We start from the raw sequence: 18,827 nt of genomic DNA, 5'->3' as shown, positions 1-18,827 counted from the left end.
AGGTAGAGAGCATGCAAGCCGTCAAGATGTACACCACCGCCGTCTGCCCCTACTGCATTCGTGCGAAGCAGATCCTGAAGTCCAAGGGGGTCGAGCAGATCGAGGAGATCCGCATCGACACCGACCCGCAGGCCCGCAACACCATGATGGAGATCACCCAGCGCCGCACGGTGCCGCAGATCTTCATCGGCGACACGCACGTGGGCGGCTGCGACGACCTCATGGCCCTCGACGGCCGCGGCGGCCTCGTGCCCCTGCTGCAGGGCGCGTAAATAGGCTCTCCCCCAGGCTTCACGCACTTCGTGTCGCTTCTCCAACCCCCTACCGGGGGCAACACCAGCGGCCCGGCAAAGCCGGTTCCGCGGTGTTTCACGGATGAGCCTCATCGTGGGGCGATAATCTTGAGTCCATTCATCTGCAGCCCGCTGCGGGAACCTCTCCCCGGCGGGCATTGTTTTGATCCTCGAAAGTTCAGTCATGGCCGACCAGCAAGCCCAAGATCCCGTGTTCCAGATCCAGCGCGTCTACCTCAAGGACCTGTCGCTCGAGCAACCCAATTCGCCCGCGATCCTGCTGGAACAGGAACAGCCCACGGTCGACATCCAGCTCGGCGTGGATGCCCAGCCCGTGACCGACGGCATCTTTGAGATCACCGTCTCGGCCACCGTGCAGACCAAGATCGGCGACAAGACCGTGTTCCTGGTCGAGGCCAAGCAGGCCGGCATCTTCGAGATCCGCAACCTGCCGGAAGACCAGATGGGCGCGATCCTGGGCATCGCCTGCCCGCAGATCGTCTACCCGTACCTGCGCGGCAACGTTGCCGACGTGATCCAGCGCGGCGGCTTCCCGCCCGTGCACCTCGCCGAGATCAACTTCCAGGCGATGTACGAACAGCAGCAGGCGCAGGCCGCCGGCCAAGCCGCGCCGACCCTCGCGCAGTAAACCGGCACAGACGCCGCCAACGCCGATGAAGATCTGCGTTCATGGCGCCGGTGCCTGGGGCACGGCAGTCGCCGTCAACGCGGCGGCCCGCCATGAGGTCACGCTCTGGGCGCGCGATGCCGCCCAGGCCGACGCCATGTCGGCCGCGCGCGAAAACACCCGCTACCTGCCCGGGCTGGCTTTGCCGGCCTCGCTCGCCGTACGCGCGGGCGACATCGCCCAGGCGCAGGCCGGCGCTGACCTCGTCATCGTGGCCACGCCCATGGCGGCCCTGCGCGAACAGCTCGTCGCGTTGCGCGGCACCACCGCCGCGGTGGCGTGGCTGTGCAAGGGCGTCGAGCCCGCGCTCGACAGCTCTCCCGAATCCTTTGGCCTGCTGGCCCACGAAATATGGGCGCAGGTTGCTCCTGATTTGAGAGCGGGCGTGCTCAGCGGCCCCAGCTTCGCGCAGGAGGTTGCCGAAGGTCGGCCGACCGCGCTGGTGGCCGCCAGCCCGCATGCCGCCGTGCGCGACACGCTGGTCGACGCCTTCCACGGACCCGCGCTGCGCGTCTACGCCAACGAGGACATCGTGGGGGTGGAAGTGGGCGGCGCGGTCAAGAACGTGCTGGCCATCGCCACCGGGCTGTGCGACGGCCTCGCGCTGGGGCTCAACGCCCGGGCGGCACTCATCACCCGCGGCCTCGCCGAAATGACTCGCTTCGGCCTCGCGCTGGGCGCCCGCGCCGAGACCTTCATGGGCCTTTCGGGCCTGGGTGACCTCGTGCTGACCTCCACCGGCGACCTGTCGCGCAACCGCAAGGTCGGCCTGTTGTTGGCCCAGGGCCGAACGCTGGCGCAGGCCGTCGATTCGCTGGGCCATGTGGCCGAAGGCGTGTATTGCGCCCGCACCGTGGTACAGCGCGCGCGCGGCCTTGGTGTCGAGATGCCCATCGCCGAGGGCGTGGTCGCCCTGCTCGACGGCCGCGTGAGCCCGAAGGACGCCGTTGCCGCCCTGACGGGCCGCGACCCGGTGCCGGAATCGGTCCAGCCCGGCGCTGCGGCTTCCCCTCGTCAATCCTCCTGAAGAAAAAACGCAGAGACAAAGAGCCATGAGCCTTCGCTTCGATTTTTCAGCGTCGGCCGTGGCCGCGCTGGCCCTGTCCGATGCCACCCGCGCATTGCAGGAAGACGTTGCCGACGGCGACCTCACCGCGTCGCTGGTCGATCCCGTCCGCACCGCCCGCGCCCGCGTGCTGGCGCGCGAATCCGCCGTCGTGTGCGGCGCGCCCTGGGTCGAGGCCACGCTGCGGCAGCTCGACCCCGGCGTGCGCATCCACTGGCTCTGCGCCGAAGGCGAGCGTTGCGCGGCCGACCAGACCGTGCTCGAGATCGAAGGCGCTGCCCGTGCGCTGCTGACGGCCGAGCGCACCGCGCTCAATTTCCTGCAATTGCTGAGCGCGGTCGCCACCAAGACCGCCCTGTATGCCGAGGCCGTGCGCGGCACTCGCGCCCGCATCGTCGACACGCGCAAGACCATTCCGGGCCTGCGCCTCGCCCAGAAATATGCCGTGCGCACGGGCGGTGGGCTGAATCACCGCATCGGCCTGTACGACGCGGTACTCATCAAGGAAAACCACATCGCCGCAGCTGGCGGCGTGGCGGCCGCCCTGCGCGCCGTGGCGCCGGTGGCTGCACAGGCCGCCTTCGTCGAAGTCGAGGTCGAAACGCTGGCCCAGCTGCACGAGGCGCTGGACGCCGGCGCGCGCATGGTGCTGCTCGACAACATGGATTTGTCCACGCTGCGCGAGGCCGTGCGCGTCAACGACGAAGCCGGCGAAGGCCGCAAGGCCGTGCTGGAAATCTCCGGCGGCGTCACGCTGGACGGCCTGCGCGCCCTGGCCGAAACCGGTGTCGACCGGATCTCGGTCGGCGCGTTGACCAAGGATGTCAAAGCCATCGACTATTCGATGCGTTTCCAGGAAGGCTGATCCGCCCATGTCGTCTCCGGTCATCGACGTCGACTACGAACAGCCCGCGCCGCAAGGCTCGGCCTGCGACACGCGCCACGCCTGGGCCCGCGTGCCGCCCGAACCTTCAGCCCACGAGCGCATCGCGCTGAAGGAGCGCATCCGCCGCCTGCTGCGCGAACGCAACGCGGTGATGGTGTCGCACTTCTACGTGCACCCCGACCTGCAGGACCTGGCCGAGGAAACCGGCGGCATCGTGAGCGATTCGCTCGAGATGGCGCGCTTCGGCCGCGACCACGCCGCGCAGACGCTGGTGGTGTCGGGCGTGCGCTTCATGGGCGAGACCTCGAAGATCCTGTCGCCCGAAAAGCGCGTGCTGATGCCTGATCTGGACGCGAACTGCTCGCTCGACCTGGGCTGCCCGGTCGAGCAGTTCGGTGCCTTCTGCGACCAGCACCCCGACCGCACCGTGGTCGTCTACGCCAACACCAGCGCCGCCGTGAAGGCGCGCGCCGACTGGCTCGTCACGTCGAGCTGCGCGCTCGACGTGGTGAGTGCCCTGCACGCGGCGGGGCAGAAGATCCTCTGGGGGCCCGACCGCCACCTGGGCGACTACATCCAGCGCCAGACCGGCGCGGACATGGTCAGCTGGAACGGCGCCTGCATCGTGCATGACGAGTTCAAGGCGCTGGAGCTCGAACTGCTCATGAAGGAGCACCCGAAGGCGAAGGTGCTGGTGCACCCGGAATCGCCCTCGGACGTGATCGCGCTGGCGGATGCGGTGGGTTCCACCTCGGCCATCCTGAACGCGGCGCAGCGCATGGACGCCGCCGAATTCATCGTCGCCACCGACACCGGCATGCTGCACAAGCTGCGCACGCTGAACCCCGGCAAGACCTTCATCGAGGCGCCAACCGCCGGCAACGGCGGCACTTGCAAGAGTTGCGCGCATTGCCCTTGGATGGCGATGAACGGGTTGGTGGAGCTGGCGAATGCGCTGGAGACGGGTGCGGGCGAGATCCACGTCGATCCGGCGCTGGGGCTGCGAGCGCGTGTGCCGATCGACCGGATGCTGGCGTTTACTGCCGGGCTGAAGAACGGCCAGGCCCCGGGCAGCTTGGTTGCCGGCATCGGCGCGGCTTGACCCCGTCTTGCTCCTTCCCCCTCTGGGGGAAGGTCGGGATGGGGGCAGGCAGAGCGCTCGATGGTGACGCCGCTTGCCCCCACCCCGGCCCTCCCCCAGCGGGGGAGGGAGAAAAACCTAGAAATCCACGGTGCAGGAGTCGCCCAGCGCCTCCCGCCACACCTTCACGCGCGCCAGCGACGGCCGCAGGTCCGGCAGCGCATCCGCGATGAACACGCACAGGTTCTCCAGCGTCGGCGGATGCAGCCCCGGCACGTCGTCCAGCAGGTGATGGTCCAACTGCTCGCGCACGTCTTCCAGCCGACGGCGCAGCAACCCCAGGTCGATCACCATCCCCGTCACGGGATCGCGTTCGCCCGCAAGCCAGACCTCCGCGTGGTACGTGTGGCCGTGGATACGGCGGCTGCCTTCGATTTCGATCTCGCGCTTCAGCGTGTGGGCGGCGTCGAAGAAAAAGCGTTGGCTGATGGTGAAGCGCATCGTCAAAAAGGAAACTCAAAAATAAGGGCCGTCACTCAGCGGATGCCAGTGATCTTGTGCGTCTGGACGCTGAGCCGCCACACGGGTTGCTTCATGCATTCGGCAATGCAAAGCTCGGTGTTCGCGACCCGGTCGGGGCCGTCCATGGGTTGCAGGAAGCGGTGCGTGAACTCGCCGGTGCGCGCCATCGTGTCGAGGTCGAACTCGGTCTGCGGCCACACCAGTTTCAGTTCCTGGCCGCGCTGCTGCACCCACGGCGCACCGGCTTTGGGGCTGATGCACAGCCAGTCGATGCCCTCGGGCGCCTCGACGGTGCCGTTGCTCTCGACCGCAATGCGGAAGCGCCGCGCGTGCAACGCATCGACCAGCGCCGTGTCGACCTGCAGCAGCGGCTCGCCGCCGGTCAGCACCACGAGGCGATGCTCGGCGTCGTTCGCCGGCCATTGCGCGGCGATGGTGTCGGCGAGCTGATCGGCGTTCTTGAACTTGCCGCCCAGCGTGCCGTCGGTGCCCACGAAGTCGGTGTCGCAGAAACGGCAGACGGCCGAGGCTCGATCTTCCTCGCGGCCGGTCCAGAGATTGCAGCCCGCAAAGCGGCAGAACACGGCCGGCATGCCGGCCTGGCCCCCTTCGCCCTGCAGGGTGTAGAAGATTTCCTTGACGCTGTAAGTCATAAGGCGGAGGGTGCTTCGATTTCCAGGTTGTCGATCAGCCGCGTGGTGCCCAGGCGCGCAGCGGCCAGCGCAACGAGCGGTTCGCCGACGGCCGGTGCCTGCAGGTCTGAGCAGCGCCGCAGCACCAGATAGTCCGGCTGCCAGCCGCGCTGCATGAGCGTTTGCATGGCCCGCGCTTCGATCGCGGCCAGGTCGCGATCGCCCGAGCGCACCGCCTCGGCCATGGCCTTCAGCGCCTTCGACAGCTGCACTGCCTCCGCGCGCTCGCTCTCGCTGAGGTAGCCATTGCGCGACGACAGTGCGAGCCCGTCATCAGCACGGAAGGTCTCGCCGCCCACGATCTCGATGGGCAGCGCGAACTGCCGCACCATGTGGCGGATCATCATCAGCTGCTGGTAGTCCTTCTTGCCGAACACGGCCACGCGCGGCTGTACGCACTGAAAGAGCTTCATCACCACGGTGCACACGCCGATGAAGAAGCCGGGGCGAAAGTGCCCTTCGAGGATGTCGGCCAGGGCAGGGTCGGGGTGCACCTTGCAGGTCTGTGGTTCGGGGTAGAGCGCCTTTTCGTCGGGCGCGAACAGCACGTCGCAGCCGGCGGCGCGCAGCTTCTCGCAGTCGCTCTCCCAGGTGCGCGGGTAGGTGTCGAAGTCTTCGTGCGGCAGGAACTGCAGGCGGTTCACGAAGATGCTCGCCACCGTCACGTCGCCCAGCGGTTTCGCCTGCTTCACCAAGGCCAGGTGGCCGTCGTGCAGGTTGCCCATGGTGGGAACGAAGGCGGGGCGCTTGAAGGCGGCGAGGTGGTCGCGCAGTTCGGCGACGGTGTGTGCGATGTACATGAGCGGTTCCTTACCAGGCGTGGAGTCGGTCGTCGGGGAAGCTGCCGTCCTTGACGGCCTGCACATAGGCCTTGAGCGCGGGCAGCACGCCCGGCGCATCGGCCATGAAGTTGCGCACGAACTTCGGCATCTTGCCGAGGTTGATGCCCAGCATGTCGTGCAGCACCAGCACCTGGCCGGCGGTGGCCTTGCCGGCGCCGATGCCGATGGTGGCGCAGTGCTTCAGTTCGGCCGTGAGCTCGGCGGCCAGCGCGGCGGGCACCATCTCCAGCACCAGCATGGCGGCGCCCGCGTCCTGCAGCGCATGGGCCTGCTGCTTCAGCAGTGCGCCGGCGGCGTCGCCCTTGCCCTGCACGCGGTAGCCGCCCAGTGCATGCACGGTCTGCGGCGTCAGGCCGAGGTGCGCGCACACCGGGATGCCGCGCTCGACCAGGAAGCGCACGGTCTCGGTCGTCCAGCCGCCGCCTTCGAGCTTGACCATGTGCGCGCCGGCCTGCATCAGCACCGTGGCGCTGCGCAGTGCCTGCTCGCGCGACTCCTGGTAGCTGCCGAAGGGCAGGTCGGCAATCAGCCAGGTCGTGCCCTGCACGCGGTGCAGGCCGCGCGAGACGCTGTCGGTGTGATAGCGCATGGTGTCCAGGCTCACGCCCACCGTGCTGTTCAGGCCCTGGCAGACCATGCCGAGCGAATCGCCGACCAGCAGGCAGTCGATGCCCGCTGCATCGGCCATGGCCGCGAAGGTGGCGTCGTAGGCCGTGAGCATCGCGATCTTCTCGCCGCGCGCGTGCATGTCGGCCAGGCGCGGCAGGCTCACGGGCTTGCGCGAGGCGAGCGGGGAGGCCGGTGGCAGCGTGCCGTAAGGCGAGGACGGTGGTGCCTCGGGTGCGGGGGGTGTGGTGTTCGACATGGTTGGGTTTCTCCCTGCGGGCGTCGGTGGCCGGGCATCCTTGAGTGAAGAAGACAACGAAGCGGTGGGTCGGTCAGTCGGCCGGCGGCACCAGCACCGTGGGCGCGGTGGGCTCGGCGAGCGAAGGATAGTCGCGGCTGAAATGCAGGCCACGGCTCTCGTGCCGGGCCTGCGCGGAACGCACGATCAGCTCGGCCACCTGCACCAGGTTGCGCAGTTCGAGCAGGTCGCGCGTGACGTGGAAGTTCGCGTAGAACTCCTGGATCTCGGCCTGCAGCAGCGCGATGCGGTGGCTCGCGCGCTCCAGGCGCTTGTTGGTGCGCACGATGCCGACGTAGTCCCACATGAAGCGGCGCAGCTCGTCCCAGTTGTGCGAGATGACCACGGCTTCGTCGGCATCGGTGACGCGGCTCTCGTCCCACGCGGGCAGCTCGGTGCGTTCGCGCACCGGAGTCGCGGCAATGGCGCCGGCCGCCGCGCGCGCGAACACCATGCACTCGACCAGCGAGTTGCTCGCGAGGCGGTTGGCGCCGTGCAGGCCGGTGCAGGCGGTCTCGCCGATGGCGTAGAGGCCCGGGATGTCGGTGCGCCCGCTCAGGTCGCTGAGCACGCCGCCGCAGGTGTAGTGCGCGGCCGGCACCACGGGGATGGGCTCGCGCGTGATGTCGATGCCCAGCTCCAGGCAGCGCGCCAGGATGTTGGGGAAGTGTTCCTTGAGGAAGGCGGCCGGCTGGTGCGAGATGTCGAGGTAAACGCAGTCCAGGCCGTGCTTCTTCATCTCGAAGTCGATGGCGCGGGCCACCACGTCGCGCGGCGCGAGTTCGGCGCGCTCGTCGTGCTTCGGCATGAAGCGCGTGCCATCGGGCAGCTTGAGCAGCCCGCCTTCGCCGCGCACCGCCTCGCTGATCAGGAAGGACTTGGCGTGCGGGTGGTACAGGCAGGTCGGGTGGAACTGGATGAACTCCATGTTCGACACCCGGCAGCCCGCGCGCCACGCGGCGGCAATGCCGTCGCCGGTGGCGGTGTCGGGGTTGGTGGTGTACAGGTACACCTTGCCCGCGCCGCCCGTCGCCAGGATGGTGTGCGGCGCGCGGAAGGCCAGCACCTCGTCGGTCTTGTCGTCCAGCGCGTACAGCCCCTGGCACGACGGATCGTCCAGACCGAGCTTGGTGCCGGTGACGAGGTCGACCAGCGTGTGGTGCTCGAACAGCGTGATGTTGGGCGTGCGGCGCACGCGCTCGATCAGCACCTGCTGCACGGCCGCGCCGGTGGCGTCGGTCACGTGCACGATGCGGCGCTGGCTGTGGCCGCCTTCGCGCGTCAGGTGCAGGTCGCCGCCTTCTTCCGAGAACGGCACGCCGAGTTCGCGCAGCCAGCCGATGGCCTCGGGCGCATGCTCGACGACGAAGCGCGTGGCTCCGGGGTCGCACAGGCCGGCGCCGGCCACCAGCGTGTCTTCCACGTGCGCGTCGAAGCTGTCGCCAGCCGCCAGCACCGCCGCGATGCCGCCCTGCGCCCAGGCACTGGAGCCATCGTTCAGCGCGCGCTTGGTCAGCACGGCCACGCGGTGCGTGGGGGCCAGGTGCAGCGCGGCAGAAAGACCGGCGAGGCCGCTGCCGACAATGAGGACATCGAAGTCGCGAACGGCGGAAGTCACAGGCGTGGGAATTGGTTGGGTCAGGCCGGCGAGTAGGCCAGCCGGACGTAGATGGGAGCGAAGGCCTCGGCCTGCGTGATGTCGATCAGCGTCTCCTTCGCGAGCTCGAGCATCGCGATGAAGGTGACGATCAGCACCGGCGTGCCGCGCGACACGTCGAACAGCTTCTCGAACTCCACGAAGCGCTGTCCCTGCAGGTGGCGCAGCACGATGCTCATGTGCTCGCGCACGTTGAGCTCCTCGCGCGAGATCTTGTGGTGCTGCACGAGCTTGGCGCGCTTCATGATGTCGGCCCACGCGTCACGCAGCTCGACCACGTCCACGTCGGGGAAGCGCGGCTTCAGCGACTGCTCGATGTAGACCTGCGCCTTCCAGAAGTCGCGGCCGTAGGTCGGCATCGCGCTGATGGCGGCGGCCTGCAGCTTGGTCTGTTCGTACTCGAGCAGGCGGCGCACGAGTTCGGCGCGCGGGTCTTCGGCCTCCTCGCCGTCGGCCACCTTCTTGGGCGGCAGCAGCATGCGCGACTTGATCTCGATCAGCATCGCGGCCATCAGCAGGTACTCGGCCGCGAGTTCGAGGTTCGTCTGGCGAATCTCGTCGACGTAGCTCAGGTACTGGCGCGTGAGCCCCGCCATCGGGATGTCGAGGATGTTGAAGTTCTGCTTGCGGATCAGGTAGAGCAGCAAGTCCAGCGGGCCTTCGAAGGCCTCCAGGAACACCTGCAGCGCCTCGGGCGGGATGTACAGGTCCTTCGGCATCGCGAACAGCGGCTCGCCATAGAGCCTCGCGAGCGCGACCTGGTCGACCACGTCGGGCATGGCGACCACCAGCGTACCGTTGTCCTCGTCTTCGCTCATCGGTCGATCACTATTGTTTTAATAGCGACCAACGCAATGCGGACGGACATTTGCTGCCAATTTGGCATCAAGAAGATTACTTGGATTGCGTCTGGTAGACGTAGGGTTGCATCGGGATGCGGGCTTCGCTGTACTCCTCGAGCAGGCTGCGGTCGAGGTGCTTGTCCCAGAGCAGGGCGCGGCCGGCGCGCTGTTCGGCCTCCAGCGTCGGCTTCTTTTCCTTCATCTCCTCGATGAAGTTCGTGATCTCGGAGGTGTAGTGGGGGCGGCGGAAGATGGACATAGACTGGACCTTTATGGCGCGAATTTTACCGGGGACGGCATGAAGCAACGGCAAGGGTGGCGGATCGGCATGGCAACAGCGTTTCTCGCGGCGGTGATCGGGCTCGCGGCATGCGACCCGAAGAACATCAGCGAACTCGAAGAGGGCGTCTCCACCGAGGCCGACGTGCGCGCCCGGTTCGGTGAGCCCGAGAACATCTGGGACGTGCCGAACGGCCGTGTCCTCGAGTACAACCGCCAGCCGCAGGGCCAGAAGAACTACATGATCACCATCGGTGCCGACGGCAAGATGAGCGCGCTGCGCCAGGTGCTCACGCCACAGAACTTCGCCAAGGTGCAGCCCGGGATGATGATGGAAGACCTGCGCAAGCTGCTCGGCAAGCCCGCCAAGGTCACGCCCTATGCGCTCAAGCGCGAGACCGAATGGGAATGGCGCTGGGTGCAGCCGCCCAGCTCGGCCATGGTCTTCACTGCCACGCTGAACGACGACCAGCGCGTGGTGCGCAGCGGCTCCTCGCCCGACCGCGGCACCGAGGCGCCGTAGCGTTCAGGCGCCGTGGCCCGCGCCGGGCCGGCCGGTCGTCAGTTCCTCGGCGAAACCCGAGCGCTCCAGCACCTCGAGCGGCTGCGGCTGCAGCGATTCGATGCGCAACTGCCCGTCGCGCGCCAGCACCGCACGGTGCAGCTGCCGCAGCGCATCGACGCCCGTGGCATCGATGTAGATCAGGTGCGTGGCGTCCAGCACCAGCGTCATGCCGCGCGGCGCGCGCTCGGCGGCGTTCACTGCCTCGTCGAGCTTCGCGGCTGCACCGAAGAACATCGCGCCGTAGAGGCGGTAGGTGATCACCGGCGGCTGCAGCGTCACCAGCTCGACGCCGAACAGCCCGCTCATGCGCCGGATGAAGAGCGCGCAGGCCAGCACGATGCCTGCCTGCACCGCCACCGTCAGGTCGAACACCACGGTGAGGAAGAAGGTGCCGAGCATCAGCAGCCGGTAGTGCCGGCTGAAATGCCGCAGCTGGGTGGGCGTGAACTCGCGCCATTCGCCCATGTTCAGTCCCACGAACACCAGGATGCCCGCCAGCACCGCGAGCGGCACGTGGCGCGCCAGCGGCGCGGCCAGCAGCACCACGACGAGCAGCGTGAGCGCATGCACGATGCCCGCGATCGGCGAGGTGCCGCCCGAGCGGATGTTCGTCACGGTGCGCGCGATGGTGCCGGTGGCCGGCATGCCGCCGAAGAAGGGCGTGACGACGTTCGCGATGCCCTGCGCCATCAGCTCCTGGTTGGGGTCGTGGCGCGGCTGGCCGCTGAGCTGGTCCGACACGCGCGCGCACAGCAGCGACTCGATGGCGCCGAGCAGCGCGATGGTGAGCGTGGGCGTCACGAGCTGCTTCACCGTTTCCCACGAGAAGTCGGGCAGCGCGAAGCCCGGCACGCCTTCGGGAATGCCGCCGAAGCGCGTGCCGATGGTTTCCACCGGCAGCGCGAAGCCCCATGACACCAGCGTCAGCGTGACCAGCGCCACGATGGGGCCTGGCATGCGTGCACCCACCTGCACGGCGCGCGTGCGCGCCACCCGGCCCGCGACGCGCAGCACCGCGGTGCCCACCTTCGAGTCGCCGCTCAGCAGCAGCGGCCACAGCGCCAGCCCGGCCACGCAGGCGATGCCGAGCGCGAAGGCATAGGGGTTGAAGGTGTCGATCTGCAGCGCCATCGCGTGCAGCTGCGAGAACACGTCGGCCGGCATCTTCGCCACCGTCAGCCCGAGCAGGTCCTTCAGCTGCGACAGCAGGATCAGCACCGCGATCCCGTTGGTGAAGCCCACCACGATCGACAGCGGCACGAAGCGCACCAGCCGCCCGAGCCCGAACAGCCCCGCCATGAACAACAGCACGCCTGCGCAGGCGGTCGAGATCAGCAGGTTCGCCACGCCGTAGCGCTCGACGATGCCGTAGACGATCACGATGAACGCGCCCGCCGGCCCGCCGATCTGCACCGCCGAGCCGCCCAGCAGCGAGATCAGGAAGCCCGCGATGATCGCCGTCCAGATGCCCGCCTCGGGCTTGAGCCCCGAGGCGATAGCGAAGGCCATGGCCAGAGGCAGCGCCACGATGCCGACCGTGGCGCCCGCGCCCAGGTCCTTGAAGAAGCGCTCGCGGTTGTACCCCGTGAGCGAGTCCATCAGGCGTGGGCGGAAACGGGTGAGGTTCAGCGGGGATTGCATGGGATGCCCATTGTGGACTGCCGTCCTCGTGCGAACTTTCGATCAACTTATCCGATGCGAAAGATGTAGATACATTTTTGACATTCATTGACATTTCGTCGCCGACATTACCGAGGCCCTCGATGCACATCCTGCTTGTCGCAAGCGCGTTCAACAGCCTGACGCAACGGGTTCTTGCCGAACTCCAGGATCGTGGCCATACCGTGGGGGTGGAGCTGGCCCTCGGCAACGACGATGCCTTGCGCGAAGCCGTGCAGGCGCATTCGCCGCAGCTCATCGTGGCGCCGATGCTGACCACCGCGATCCCCGAGGATGTCTGGACCGGCCACACCTGCCTGATCGTGCATCCCGGGCCGCCGGGCGACCGGGGGCCCTCGTCGCTCGACTGGTCGCTGCAGGACGGCGCGCAAAGCTGGGGTGTCACCGTGCTCGAAGCCGTGGCCGAGATGGACGCGGGCGATGTCTGGGCCTGGTCGCCGCTGAAGGTGCCGCCGCTGGCCGGCAAGAGCGACCTCTACCGTGGCGAGGTCGCCGATGCCGCGCTCGACGCGGTGCTGCTCGCGGTGGAGCGCTTTGCCTCCGGCAAGTACAAGCCGCAGAAGCAGAAGGCGGCCGTCCTGGTCGCCGGCTGGCGGCCCTTCATGAAGCAGGCGCAGCGCCGCATCGACTGGGCGGCCGATCCGACCGATGCGGTGCTGCGCCAGCTGCGCGCGGCCGATTCGCAGCCCGGCGTGCTCGACGAACTGCTGGGCGTGCAGTGGTATCTGCACGGCGGCCATCCCGAGGACGAACTGCGCGGCAGGCCCGGCGAGCTGATCGCCACCCGCGCCGGCGCCATCTGCCGCGCCACCGTCGACGGCGCCGTGTGGATCGCGCAACTGCGGCCCTGGCGCGAGCCCGGCTCGCGGTTGCCCAGCTTCAAGCTGCCGGCCGTGCAGGCGCTCGGAGACCTGCTGCCTGCGGACGTGCCCGAGGTGCCGGCGCCGCTGCAATTGCCGGCCGCGCGCCGCACCTGGTCCGACATCCGCTACAGCGAGCACGGTACGGTCGGCGTGCTGAACTTCTCGTTTGCCGGTGGCGCGATGAGCACCGTGCATTGCCGGCGGCTGCTGGAGGCCTACCGCTTCGCGCAGACCCGGCCGACCTCGGTGCTGGTGCTGGGTGGCCTGCGCGACTTCTTCTCCAACGGCATCCACCTCAACGTGATCGAGGCGGCCGACGACCCTGCCGAAGAGTCGTGGGCCAACATCCACGCGATGAACGACCTGGTCGAAGCGGTGCTGACCACCACCGACAGGCTCACCGTGTCCGCGCTCGGCGGCAATGCGGCGGCCGGCGGCGTGATGCTCGCGCTGGCAGCCGACGAGGTGTGGTGCCGCGACGGCGCCGTGCTCAACCCGCACTACAAGCTGATGGGCCTTCACGGCTCCGAATACTGGACCTACATCCTGCCGCGCCGCGTGGGCGAGAGCGAGGCGCAGCGGCTCACGCAGTCGGCGCTGCCGGTGAGCGCGAAGCGCGCGGTCGAACTCGGCATGGCGCAGCGCGTGCTGCAGGCCGCGCCGCAGGAGCTGGGCGACGAGGTGGCCCGCCTGGCCGCGCAGCTGGCCGCCTCGCCGGATCTGGCCGAACGCATCGCGCAGAAGAAAGCGGTTCGCGCGCAGGACGAGTCGGTGAAGCCGCTGCAGAAGTACCGCGACGAAGAACTGACGCACATGCGCCGCAATTTCTTCGACGCCCGCGAGCCGCATGCGGGGCTGAGGTCCGCCTTCGTGCGCAAGGAGAAGGCGCCGCACACGCCGCCGCACCTGGCCCGGCTGGGCCTGGCGGACTGACCGAGTTCCCGCCTACTCGCTGTCGGGAATCACCGCATCGGCCGCCGCGCCCACGGCCTTGCCGGTGATGCGCGCGGTGCCGATGGCCGCGTCGGCTGCGAGGCCCACCGCGCCGGCGCCCACGCTCACTGCGGTGCTCGCCACCGACACCACGGCGCAGCCGCTCAACAGGGCGGAAAGCGGGAGAAGCAGAAGGGCGCGATGCAGCAGCGTGGCCATGGCGATGTCCTTTGCGATCAGCGAACCCGCATGCCCGGCGTTGCGCCAGGCCACGGTTCCAGCACGTGGATGCCCGGATGGGCCTTCTCGTCGCCGTGGCTGGCGGCCAGCACCATGCCTTCGCTGATGCCGAACTTCATCTTGCGCGGCGCCAGGTTGGCGACCAGCACCGTGAGCTTGCCCACGAGCTGCTCCGGCTGGTAGGCAGAAGCAATGCCGCTGAACACGTTGCGCGTCTTGCCTTCGCCGGCGTCGAGCGTCAGGCGCAGCAGCTTGGTCGAGCCCTCGACCTTCTCGCAGGCCACGATCTTCGCGATGCGCAGGTCGATCTTCGCGAAGTCGTCGATGGTGATGGTGGGCGCGATGGCTTCACCGCCTGGCAGTGCGCCTTCCGAGGAGGCGGCAGCGGCCGGTGCGGGTTCGGGCGCGTCGAACAGCTTGTCGACCACCTTGGCGTCGGCGCGCTGCATCAGGTGCTTGTACTCGCCGATGGCGTGGCCCGCCGGCAGCGACTGCGCGGCGTCCGTCCAGGCCAGCGGCGAGATCTTCAGGAAGGCTTCGACGTTCACGGCCAGCGCCGGCAGCACCGGCTTCAGGTAGAGCGTGAGCAGGCGGAAAGCCTCGATGCAGACCGTGCACACGTCGTGCAGCCGTGCCTCGGCGCCTTCTTTCTTGGCCAGCTCCCAGGGCTTGTTCTGGTCGACGTATTCGTTGACCTTGTCGGCCAGCGCCATCACCTCGCGCAGCGCGCGGGCGTAGTCGCGGCCGTCGTACAGCGAATGCAGTTGCGAAGCTGCGTCGCGCAGCGCGAACAGCAGCGCGTCGCCGTCGGCCGACACCTCGCCCAGCTGGCCGCCGAAGCGCTTGCCGATGAAGCCCGCCGCGCGGCTCGCGATGTTGATGTACTTGCCCACGAGGTCGCTGTTGACGCGCGCGACGAAATCCTCGGGGTTGAAGTCGATGTCCTCGTTGCGGCCATTGAGCTTGGCCGCGATGTAGTAGCGCAGCCATTCGGGGTCCAGGCCGATCGACAGGTACTTCAGCGGGTCGATGCCGGTGCCGCGGCTCTTGCTCATCTTCTCGCCGCTCACCGTCAGGTGGCCGTGCACGTACACCGCGTCGGGCGCCTTGCGGCCGCTGAAATGCAGCATCGCGGGCCAGAACAGCGTGTGGAAGGTGATGATGTCCTTGCCGATGAAGTGCACCTGCTCCAGCTCGGGGTCGGCCATGTACTCGGTGTACGAGATGCCGTCGCCGCCGAGCTCGATGCAGCGCTTGTCGAGCAGGTTCTTCAGCGAAGCCAGGTAGCCCACGGGCGCGTCCAGCCACACGTAGAAGTACTTGCCCGGTGCATCGGGGATCTCGATGCCGAAGTAGGGCGCGTCGCGGCTGATGTCCCAGTCGCCGAGGCCGCCCTTGCCTTCGTCGTCCTTGTAGAGCCACTCGCGGATCTTGTTCTGCACTTCGCTCTGCACGTGGCCGGCAGCGGCAGTCCATTCCTTCAGGTAGGCCTCGCAGCGCGGGTCCGACAGCTTGAAGAAGAAGTGGTCGGAGCTGCGCAGCTCGGGCTTGGCGCCCGACAGTGCCGAGTAGGGGTTGATCAGCTCGGTGGGCGCGTACACGGCGCCGCACACCTCGCAGTTGTCGCCGTACTGATCCTTCGAATGGCAGTTGGGGCACTCGCCCTTGATGAAGCGGTCGGCGAGGAACATGCCCTTTTCGGGGTCGTAGAACTGCTCCACGCTCTTGGTCTCGATGAGGCCGTTGGCGCGCAGGTCGCGGTAGATGTCCTGCGCGAGCTGGTGGTTCTCGGGTGCGTCGGTCGAGTGCCAGTTGTCGAACGAGATGAAGTAGCCGTCGAGGTAGGGCTTGCGGCCCGCGGCGATCTCGGCCACGAAGGCCTGCGGCGTCACGCCGGCCTTGTCGGCCGCGATGGTGATGGCCGCGCCGTGCGCGTCGTCGGCGCAGACGAAGTTGACCTCGGCGCCGTTCATTCGCTGGTTCCGCACCCAGATGTCGGCCTGGATGTACTCCATCATGTGGCCGATGTGGAACTTGCCGTTGGCGTACGGCAGGGCGGTGGTGACGAAGAGCTTGCGCGGGGCGGACATCGGGGAGGGCGCTTTCGGGAGTGGCTGACGGGAGAACCGCGCATTTTAGGTGGCGGCGTCGACCGGCGTGTTTGACGGCACTTTCGCGTACCACAAACACCTCAAGCAAAAACCGTCTTGAGCACCGGGCCACTCGGCACTGTCTCGTGCGCGACGTATGCTCCAGCCCCCGATACACAACGCGAGACGCAGCCGATGACCACTTCCATTCCCGCAACCCTCATCCCCGGCGACGGCATCGGCCCCGAAATCGTCGACGCCACGCTGGCCGCGCTCGATGCGCTGAAGGCGCCCTTCGCCTGGGACACCCAGATCGCCGGCCTGGGCGGCGTCAAGGCTTCGGGCGATCCGCTGCCGCAAGCCACGCTGGACAGCATCCGCAAGACCCGACTGGCCCTGAAGGGCCCGCTGGAGACGCCTTCGGGCGGCGGCTACCGCTCGTCGAACGTGCGGCTGCGCGAGGAGTTCCAGCTGTACGCCAACCTGCGCCCGGCGCGCACCATCATTCCCGGAGGCCGCTTCGACAAGATCGACCTCGTGGTCGTGCGCGAGAACCTCGAAGGCCTCTACATCGGCCACGAGCATTACGTGCCCATCGACGGCGACCCGCACGCCGTGGCCATGGCCACCGGCATCAACACCCGCCAGGGCAGCCGCCGCCTGCTGGAGTACGCCTTCGACACCGCCGTGGCAACGGGCCGCAAGAAGGTCACGATCGTGCACAAGGCCAACATCATGAAGGCGCTCACGGGCATCTTCCTGGAGACTGGCCTCGACCTCTACGAGAAGAAGTACAAGGGCAAGTTCGAGCTCGACACGGTCATCATCGACGCCTGCGCGATGAAGCTGGTGCTCAACCCCTGGCAGTTCGACATGCTGGTCACCACCAACCTGTTCGGCGACATCCTGTCCGACTTGGTGGCGGGCCTGGTCGGCGGCCTGGGCATGGCGCCCGGCGCCAACATCGGCACCGACGCGGCGATCTTCGAGGCGGTGCACGGCTCCGCCCCCGACATCGCCGGCAAGGGCATCGCCAACCCGACCGCGCTGCTGCTGGCCGCCGCGCTGATGCTCGACCACGTGAAGCTGCCCGAGCTGGCCACGCGCCTGCGCACCGCCATCGACGAGACACTGAACATCGACAAGGTGCGCACGGGCGACCTGGGCGGCACGGCGGGCACGGCGGCGTTCACGAAGGCGCTGGTCAGCCGCATCAACGGCGGTTGAGCGGCGCAGGGCTCGCAGACGCTGTATGAAACGGCTTCTGCTGCTCGTGGCGGCCCTGCTGTTTGCAGGACTCGCGGCGGCGGACGGGGGCTTCACCGTGGTGAGGGTCGACCTGCGCACCGAGCGGCTCGAGCTGTTCCTGCGCGACGACGCAGGCGTGCCGTTCAAGCGCTTCGACCGGCTCGATGCCTGGCTGAAGGAGCACCACCGGCAACTGGAGTTCGCGGTGAACGCCGGCATGTACCACGAGGACTTTTCCCCGGTCGGCCTGCTGGTGCGCGATGGCCGCGAAGAAGCGCCGCTCAACCTGGCGGATGGCGCTGGCAACTTCTTCCTTAAGCCCAACGGTGTGTTCCTCGTGTCGGACGCGGGGCCGCGGGTGGTCGAGTCGTCGGAATATCCGGCGCTGGCCAGGCGCGTGCGCCTCGCGACGCAGTCGGGTCCGCTGCTGCTGCGCCATGGGGTCGTGCATCCCGCCTTCATTCCCCATTCCGATTCGCGCAAGATCCGCAACGGCGTCGGCGTGATCGGCCACACGGCCATCTTCGTGATCAGCGAAAAGCCGGTGAATTTCTACGAGTTCGCGCTGTACTTTCGCGACGTGCTTCACTGCCGCGACGCGCTGTACCTCGACGGCACGGTCTCGGCCCTGCATTCGGCAGCGCTGCATCGGAGCGATTTCGTGCGGGAGCTGGGGCCTATGCTCGGCATCGCGTCGCCTTGAATGCGGTTGCCGCCCTTCGCGTTTTCACCATCGATCCTTGCCTGAGCCATGTCCACCCCATCGCTGCCCGTCCTGTCCCTCCTTGAAACCCGCGTGCTCGGCGTGCTCGCCGAAAAGCAGCGCACTGTGCCCGACAGCTACCCGCTCACGCTCAATTCGCTGGTGTCGGGCTGCAACCAGAAGACCAGCCGCAACCCGGTGCTCGAACTCACCGAGTCGCAGGTGCAGGCCGTCATCGACAGCCTGAAGGGCTACAGCCTCGTCGCCGAAACCAGCGGCGGGCGCGCCTTCCGCTACGAGCACAACGTCGACCGCGTGCTGCGCATTCCGTCGCAGTCGGTCATCCTGCTCACCGTGCTGATGCTGCGCGGGCCGCAGACGGCGGGCGAACTGCGCATCGCCTGCGACCGCATGCACAACTTCGCCGACATCTCGTCGGTCGAAGGCTTCCTCGACGAACTGGCGGAGCGTCCGGCCGGTGCGCTGGTGGTGAAGCTGGCACGCCTGCCCGGCGCGCGAGAAAGCCGCTGGGCGCATCTTCTGAGCGGTGCGCCGGCGGAAGAGGTGGCGGGGCCGGCGTCCGAGGCATCGCACGCAGGTCACGATGTGTCGCTCGGCGAGGTCGCGGCGCTGAAGGCCAATGTGGCACGCCTCGAAGCCGAGGTGGCATCGCTGAAGGCGCTGCTGGGGCGGGTGTGTTCCGAGCTGGGCATTTCCGAAGGGGGCTGAGCACGCCCGCCCGACAGCCGGGAA

The 18,827-nt window shown here is 68.1% G+C and carries 20 protein-coding genes; 10 read left to right on the top strand and 10 right to left on the bottom strand.

The window, feature by feature from the left end; genetic code table 11:
* Positions 1–11: 11 nt before the first annotated feature.
* The 5 genes from grxC (at position 12) to nadA (ending at position 4,035) form a co-directional block, all read left to right on the top strand.
* Positions 12–272, top strand: a complete 261-nt coding sequence (gene grxC, locus ASD05_RS15580) for a glutaredoxin 3 (RefSeq protein WP_056593924.1) — start codon at positions 12–14, stop codon at positions 270–272.
* A 205-nt stretch (positions 273–477) separates the two neighbouring features.
* Entirely contained in the window at positions 478–942 is a 465-nt protein-coding gene (gene secB, locus ASD05_RS15575; protein ID WP_007837580.1) for a protein-export chaperone SecB, read from the top strand.
* A 25-nt stretch (positions 943–967) separates the two neighbouring features.
* On the top strand, positions 968–2,008 hold the full coding sequence (locus ASD05_RS15570; protein WP_056593920.1) for an NAD(P)H-dependent glycerol-3-phosphate dehydrogenase: 1,041 nt from the start codon (positions 968–970) through the stop codon (positions 2,006–2,008).
* Between the two features lie 25 nt (positions 2,009–2,033).
* Positions 2,034–2,912, top strand: a complete 879-nt coding sequence (gene nadC / locus ASD05_RS15565) for a carboxylating nicotinate-nucleotide diphosphorylase (RefSeq protein ID WP_056593917.1) — start codon at positions 2,034–2,036, stop codon at positions 2,910–2,912.
* A 7-nt stretch (positions 2,913–2,919) separates the two neighbouring features.
* Positions 2,920–4,035, top strand: coding sequence for a quinolinate synthase NadA (nadA, locus tag ASD05_RS15560; protein WP_056593914.1), 1,116 nt, complete (start codon positions 2,920–2,922; stop codon positions 4,033–4,035).
* Positions 4,036–4,152: 117 nt separating this feature from the next.
* Here nadA and ASD05_RS15555 read toward each other — a convergent pair whose 3' ends face one another.
* The 7 genes from ASD05_RS15555 to ASD05_RS15525 all read right to left on the bottom strand — a co-directional run bounded on the left by ASD05_RS15555 (position 4,153) and on the right by ASD05_RS15525 (position 9,732).
* The gene (locus ASD05_RS15555) at positions 4,153–4,515 is read right to left on the bottom strand and encodes a 6-pyruvoyl trahydropterin synthase family protein (protein WP_056593910.1); all 363 of its coding nucleotides are present in this window, start codon (positions 4,513–4,515) and stop codon (positions 4,153–4,155) included.
* Between the two features lie 35 nt (positions 4,516–4,550).
* A complete protein-coding gene (queE, locus tag ASD05_RS15550) occupies positions 4,551–5,189 on the bottom strand; it encodes a 7-carboxy-7-deazaguanine synthase (protein ID WP_056593907.1) in 639 nt (212 codons plus the stop codon).
* Positions 5,186–6,028: a pantoate--beta-alanine ligase gene (gene panC, locus ASD05_RS15545; RefSeq protein ID WP_056593904.1), complete on the bottom strand. Its 843-nt coding sequence runs from the start codon at positions 6,026–6,028 to the stop codon at positions 5,186–5,188. The genes queE and panC overlap by 4 nt, the downstream gene beginning before the upstream one ends.
* A 10-nt stretch (positions 6,029–6,038) precedes the next feature.
* Positions 6,039–6,935, bottom strand: coding sequence for a 3-methyl-2-oxobutanoate hydroxymethyltransferase (gene panB, locus ASD05_RS15540; RefSeq protein ID WP_056593901.1), 897 nt, complete (start codon positions 6,933–6,935; stop codon positions 6,039–6,041).
* A gap of 73 nt (positions 6,936–7,008) precedes the next feature.
* On the bottom strand, positions 7,009–8,592 hold the full coding sequence (gene nadB, locus ASD05_RS15535) for an L-aspartate oxidase (protein WP_056593898.1): 1,584 nt from the start codon (positions 8,590–8,592) through the stop codon (positions 7,009–7,011).
* A gap of 20 nt (positions 8,593–8,612) precedes the next feature.
* Entirely contained in the window at positions 8,613–9,449 is an 837-nt protein-coding gene (locus ASD05_RS15530; protein ID WP_007837595.1) for a segregation and condensation protein A, read from the bottom strand.
* 76 nt (positions 9,450–9,525) lie between these two features.
* Positions 9,526–9,732 carry a DUF3460 family protein gene (locus tag ASD05_RS15525; RefSeq protein WP_056593896.1) on the bottom strand — a complete coding sequence of 69 codons (207 nt, stop codon included), beginning with the start codon at positions 9,730–9,732 and terminating at the stop codon, positions 9,526–9,528.
* A gap of 69 nt (positions 9,733–9,801) precedes the next feature.
* Between ASD05_RS15525 and ASD05_RS15520 the strand changes: the two genes are divergently transcribed.
* Entirely contained in the window at positions 9,802–10,275 is a 474-nt protein-coding gene (locus tag ASD05_RS15520; RefSeq protein ID WP_056594503.1) for a hypothetical protein, read from the top strand.
* Positions 10,276–10,278: 3 nt separating this feature from the next.
* On the opposite strand, the gene ASD05_RS15515 is transcribed toward ASD05_RS15520, so the two are convergent.
* Positions 10,279–11,958 (bottom strand): SulP family inorganic anion transporter, encoded by a 1,680-nt coding sequence (locus ASD05_RS15515; RefSeq protein ID WP_056593893.1) that lies wholly within the window; start codon positions 11,956–11,958, stop codon positions 10,279–10,281.
* 122 nt (positions 11,959–12,080) lie between these two features.
* On the opposite strand from ASD05_RS15515, the gene ASD05_RS15510 reads away from it, so the two are divergent.
* The gene (locus ASD05_RS15510) at positions 12,081–13,793 is read left to right on the top strand and encodes an enoyl-CoA hydratase-related protein (RefSeq protein ID WP_056593889.1); all 1,713 of its coding nucleotides are present in this window, start codon (positions 12,081–12,083) and stop codon (positions 13,791–13,793) included.
* 12 nt (positions 13,794–13,805) lie between these two features.
* Here ASD05_RS15510 and ASD05_RS15505 read toward each other — a convergent pair whose 3' ends face one another.
* Positions 13,806–14,012: a hypothetical protein gene (locus tag ASD05_RS15505; RefSeq protein ID WP_056594502.1), complete on the bottom strand. Its 207-nt coding sequence runs from the start codon at positions 14,010–14,012 to the stop codon at positions 13,806–13,808.
* A 17-nt stretch (positions 14,013–14,029) separates the two neighbouring features.
* Positions 14,030–16,123, bottom strand: coding sequence for a methionine--tRNA ligase (metG, locus tag ASD05_RS15500; RefSeq protein WP_056593886.1), 2,094 nt, complete (start codon positions 16,121–16,123; stop codon positions 14,030–14,032).
* A 195-nt stretch (positions 16,124–16,318) separates the two neighbouring features.
* On the opposite strand from metG, the gene ASD05_RS15495 reads away from it, so the two are divergent.
* Genes ASD05_RS15495 through ASD05_RS15485 form a run of 3 tightly spaced genes read left to right on the top strand, consistent with a single transcriptional unit; the run spans position 16,319 to position 18,803 of the window.
* On the top strand, positions 16,319–17,350 hold the full coding sequence (locus ASD05_RS15495) for an isocitrate/isopropylmalate dehydrogenase family protein (RefSeq protein WP_056593882.1): 1,032 nt from the start codon (positions 16,319–16,321) through the stop codon (positions 17,348–17,350).
* Positions 17,351–17,375: 25 nt separating this feature from the next.
* Positions 17,376–18,074, top strand: a complete 699-nt coding sequence (locus tag ASD05_RS15490) for a phosphodiester glycosidase family protein (RefSeq protein ID WP_056593878.1) — start codon at positions 17,376–17,378, stop codon at positions 18,072–18,074.
* Positions 18,075–18,122: 48 nt separating this feature from the next.
* The gene (locus tag ASD05_RS15485) at positions 18,123–18,803 is read left to right on the top strand and encodes a YceH family protein (protein WP_056593875.1); all 681 of its coding nucleotides are present in this window, start codon (positions 18,123–18,125) and stop codon (positions 18,801–18,803) included.
* Positions 18,804–18,827 lie beyond the last annotated feature (24 nt).

It is taken from the genome of Variovorax sp. Root434 (genome assembly GCF_001426595.1).
Classification (GTDB): domain Bacteria; phylum Pseudomonadota; class Gammaproteobacteria; order Burkholderiales; family Burkholderiaceae_C; genus Variovorax.
This window is presented reverse-complemented; position numbering and strand designations above follow the sequence as displayed.

Bases quoted from the DNA above. Each gene is read 5' to 3' on its own strand.
- grxC (WP_056593924.1), top strand. From the start codon at position 12: ATGCAAGCCGTCAAGATGTACACCACCGCCGTCTGCCCCTACTGCATT.
- secB (WP_007837580.1), top strand. From the start codon at position 478: ATGGCCGACCAGCAAGCCCAAGATCCCGTGTTCCAGATCCAGCGCGTC.
- ASD05_RS15570 (WP_056593920.1), top strand. From the start codon at position 968: ATGAAGATCTGCGTTCATGGCGCCGGTGCCTGGGGCACGGCAGTCGCC.
- nadC (WP_056593917.1), top strand. From the start codon at position 2,034: ATGAGCCTTCGCTTCGATTTTTCAGCGTCGGCCGTGGCCGCGCTGGCC.
- nadA (WP_056593914.1), top strand. From the start codon at position 2,920: ATGTCGTCTCCGGTCATCGACGTCGACTACGAACAGCCCGCGCCGCAA.
- ASD05_RS15555 (WP_056593910.1), bottom strand. From the start codon at position 4,515: ATGCGCTTCACCATCAGCCAACGCTTTTTCTTCGACGCCGCCCACACG.
- queE (WP_056593907.1), bottom strand. From the start codon at position 5,189: ATGACTTACAGCGTCAAGGAAATCTTCTACACCCTGCAGGGCGAAGGG.
- panC (WP_056593904.1), bottom strand. From the start codon at position 6,028: ATGTACATCGCACACACCGTCGCCGAACTGCGCGACCACCTCGCCGCC.
- panB (WP_056593901.1), bottom strand. From the start codon at position 6,935: ATGTCGAACACCACACCCCCCGCACCCGAGGCACCACCGTCCTCGCCT.
- ASD05_RS15530 (WP_007837595.1), bottom strand. From the start codon at position 9,449: ATGAGCGAAGACGAGGACAACGGTACGCTGGTGGTCGCCATGCCCGAC.
- ASD05_RS15525 (WP_056593896.1), bottom strand. From the start codon at position 9,732: ATGTCCATCTTCCGCCGCCCCCACTACACCTCCGAGATCACGAACTTC.
- ASD05_RS15520 (WP_056594503.1), top strand. From the start codon at position 9,802: ATGGCAACAGCGTTTCTCGCGGCGGTGATCGGGCTCGCGGCATGCGAC.
- ASD05_RS15515 (WP_056593893.1), bottom strand. From the start codon at position 11,958: ATGCAATCCCCGCTGAACCTCACCCGTTTCCGCCCACGCCTGATGGAC.
- ASD05_RS15510 (WP_056593889.1), top strand. From the start codon at position 12,081: ATGCACATCCTGCTTGTCGCAAGCGCGTTCAACAGCCTGACGCAACGG.
- ASD05_RS15505 (WP_056594502.1), bottom strand. From the start codon at position 14,012: ATGGCCACGCTGCTGCATCGCGCCCTTCTGCTTCTCCCGCTTTCCGCC.
- metG (WP_056593886.1), bottom strand. From the start codon at position 16,123: ATGTCCGCCCCGCGCAAGCTCTTCGTCACCACCGCCCTGCCGTACGCC.
- ASD05_RS15495 (WP_056593882.1), top strand. From the start codon at position 16,319: ATGACCACTTCCATTCCCGCAACCCTCATCCCCGGCGACGGCATCGGC.
- ASD05_RS15490 (WP_056593878.1), top strand. From the start codon at position 17,376: ATGAAACGGCTTCTGCTGCTCGTGGCGGCCCTGCTGTTTGCAGGACTC.
- ASD05_RS15485 (WP_056593875.1), top strand. From the start codon at position 18,123: ATGTCCACCCCATCGCTGCCCGTCCTGTCCCTCCTTGAAACCCGCGTG.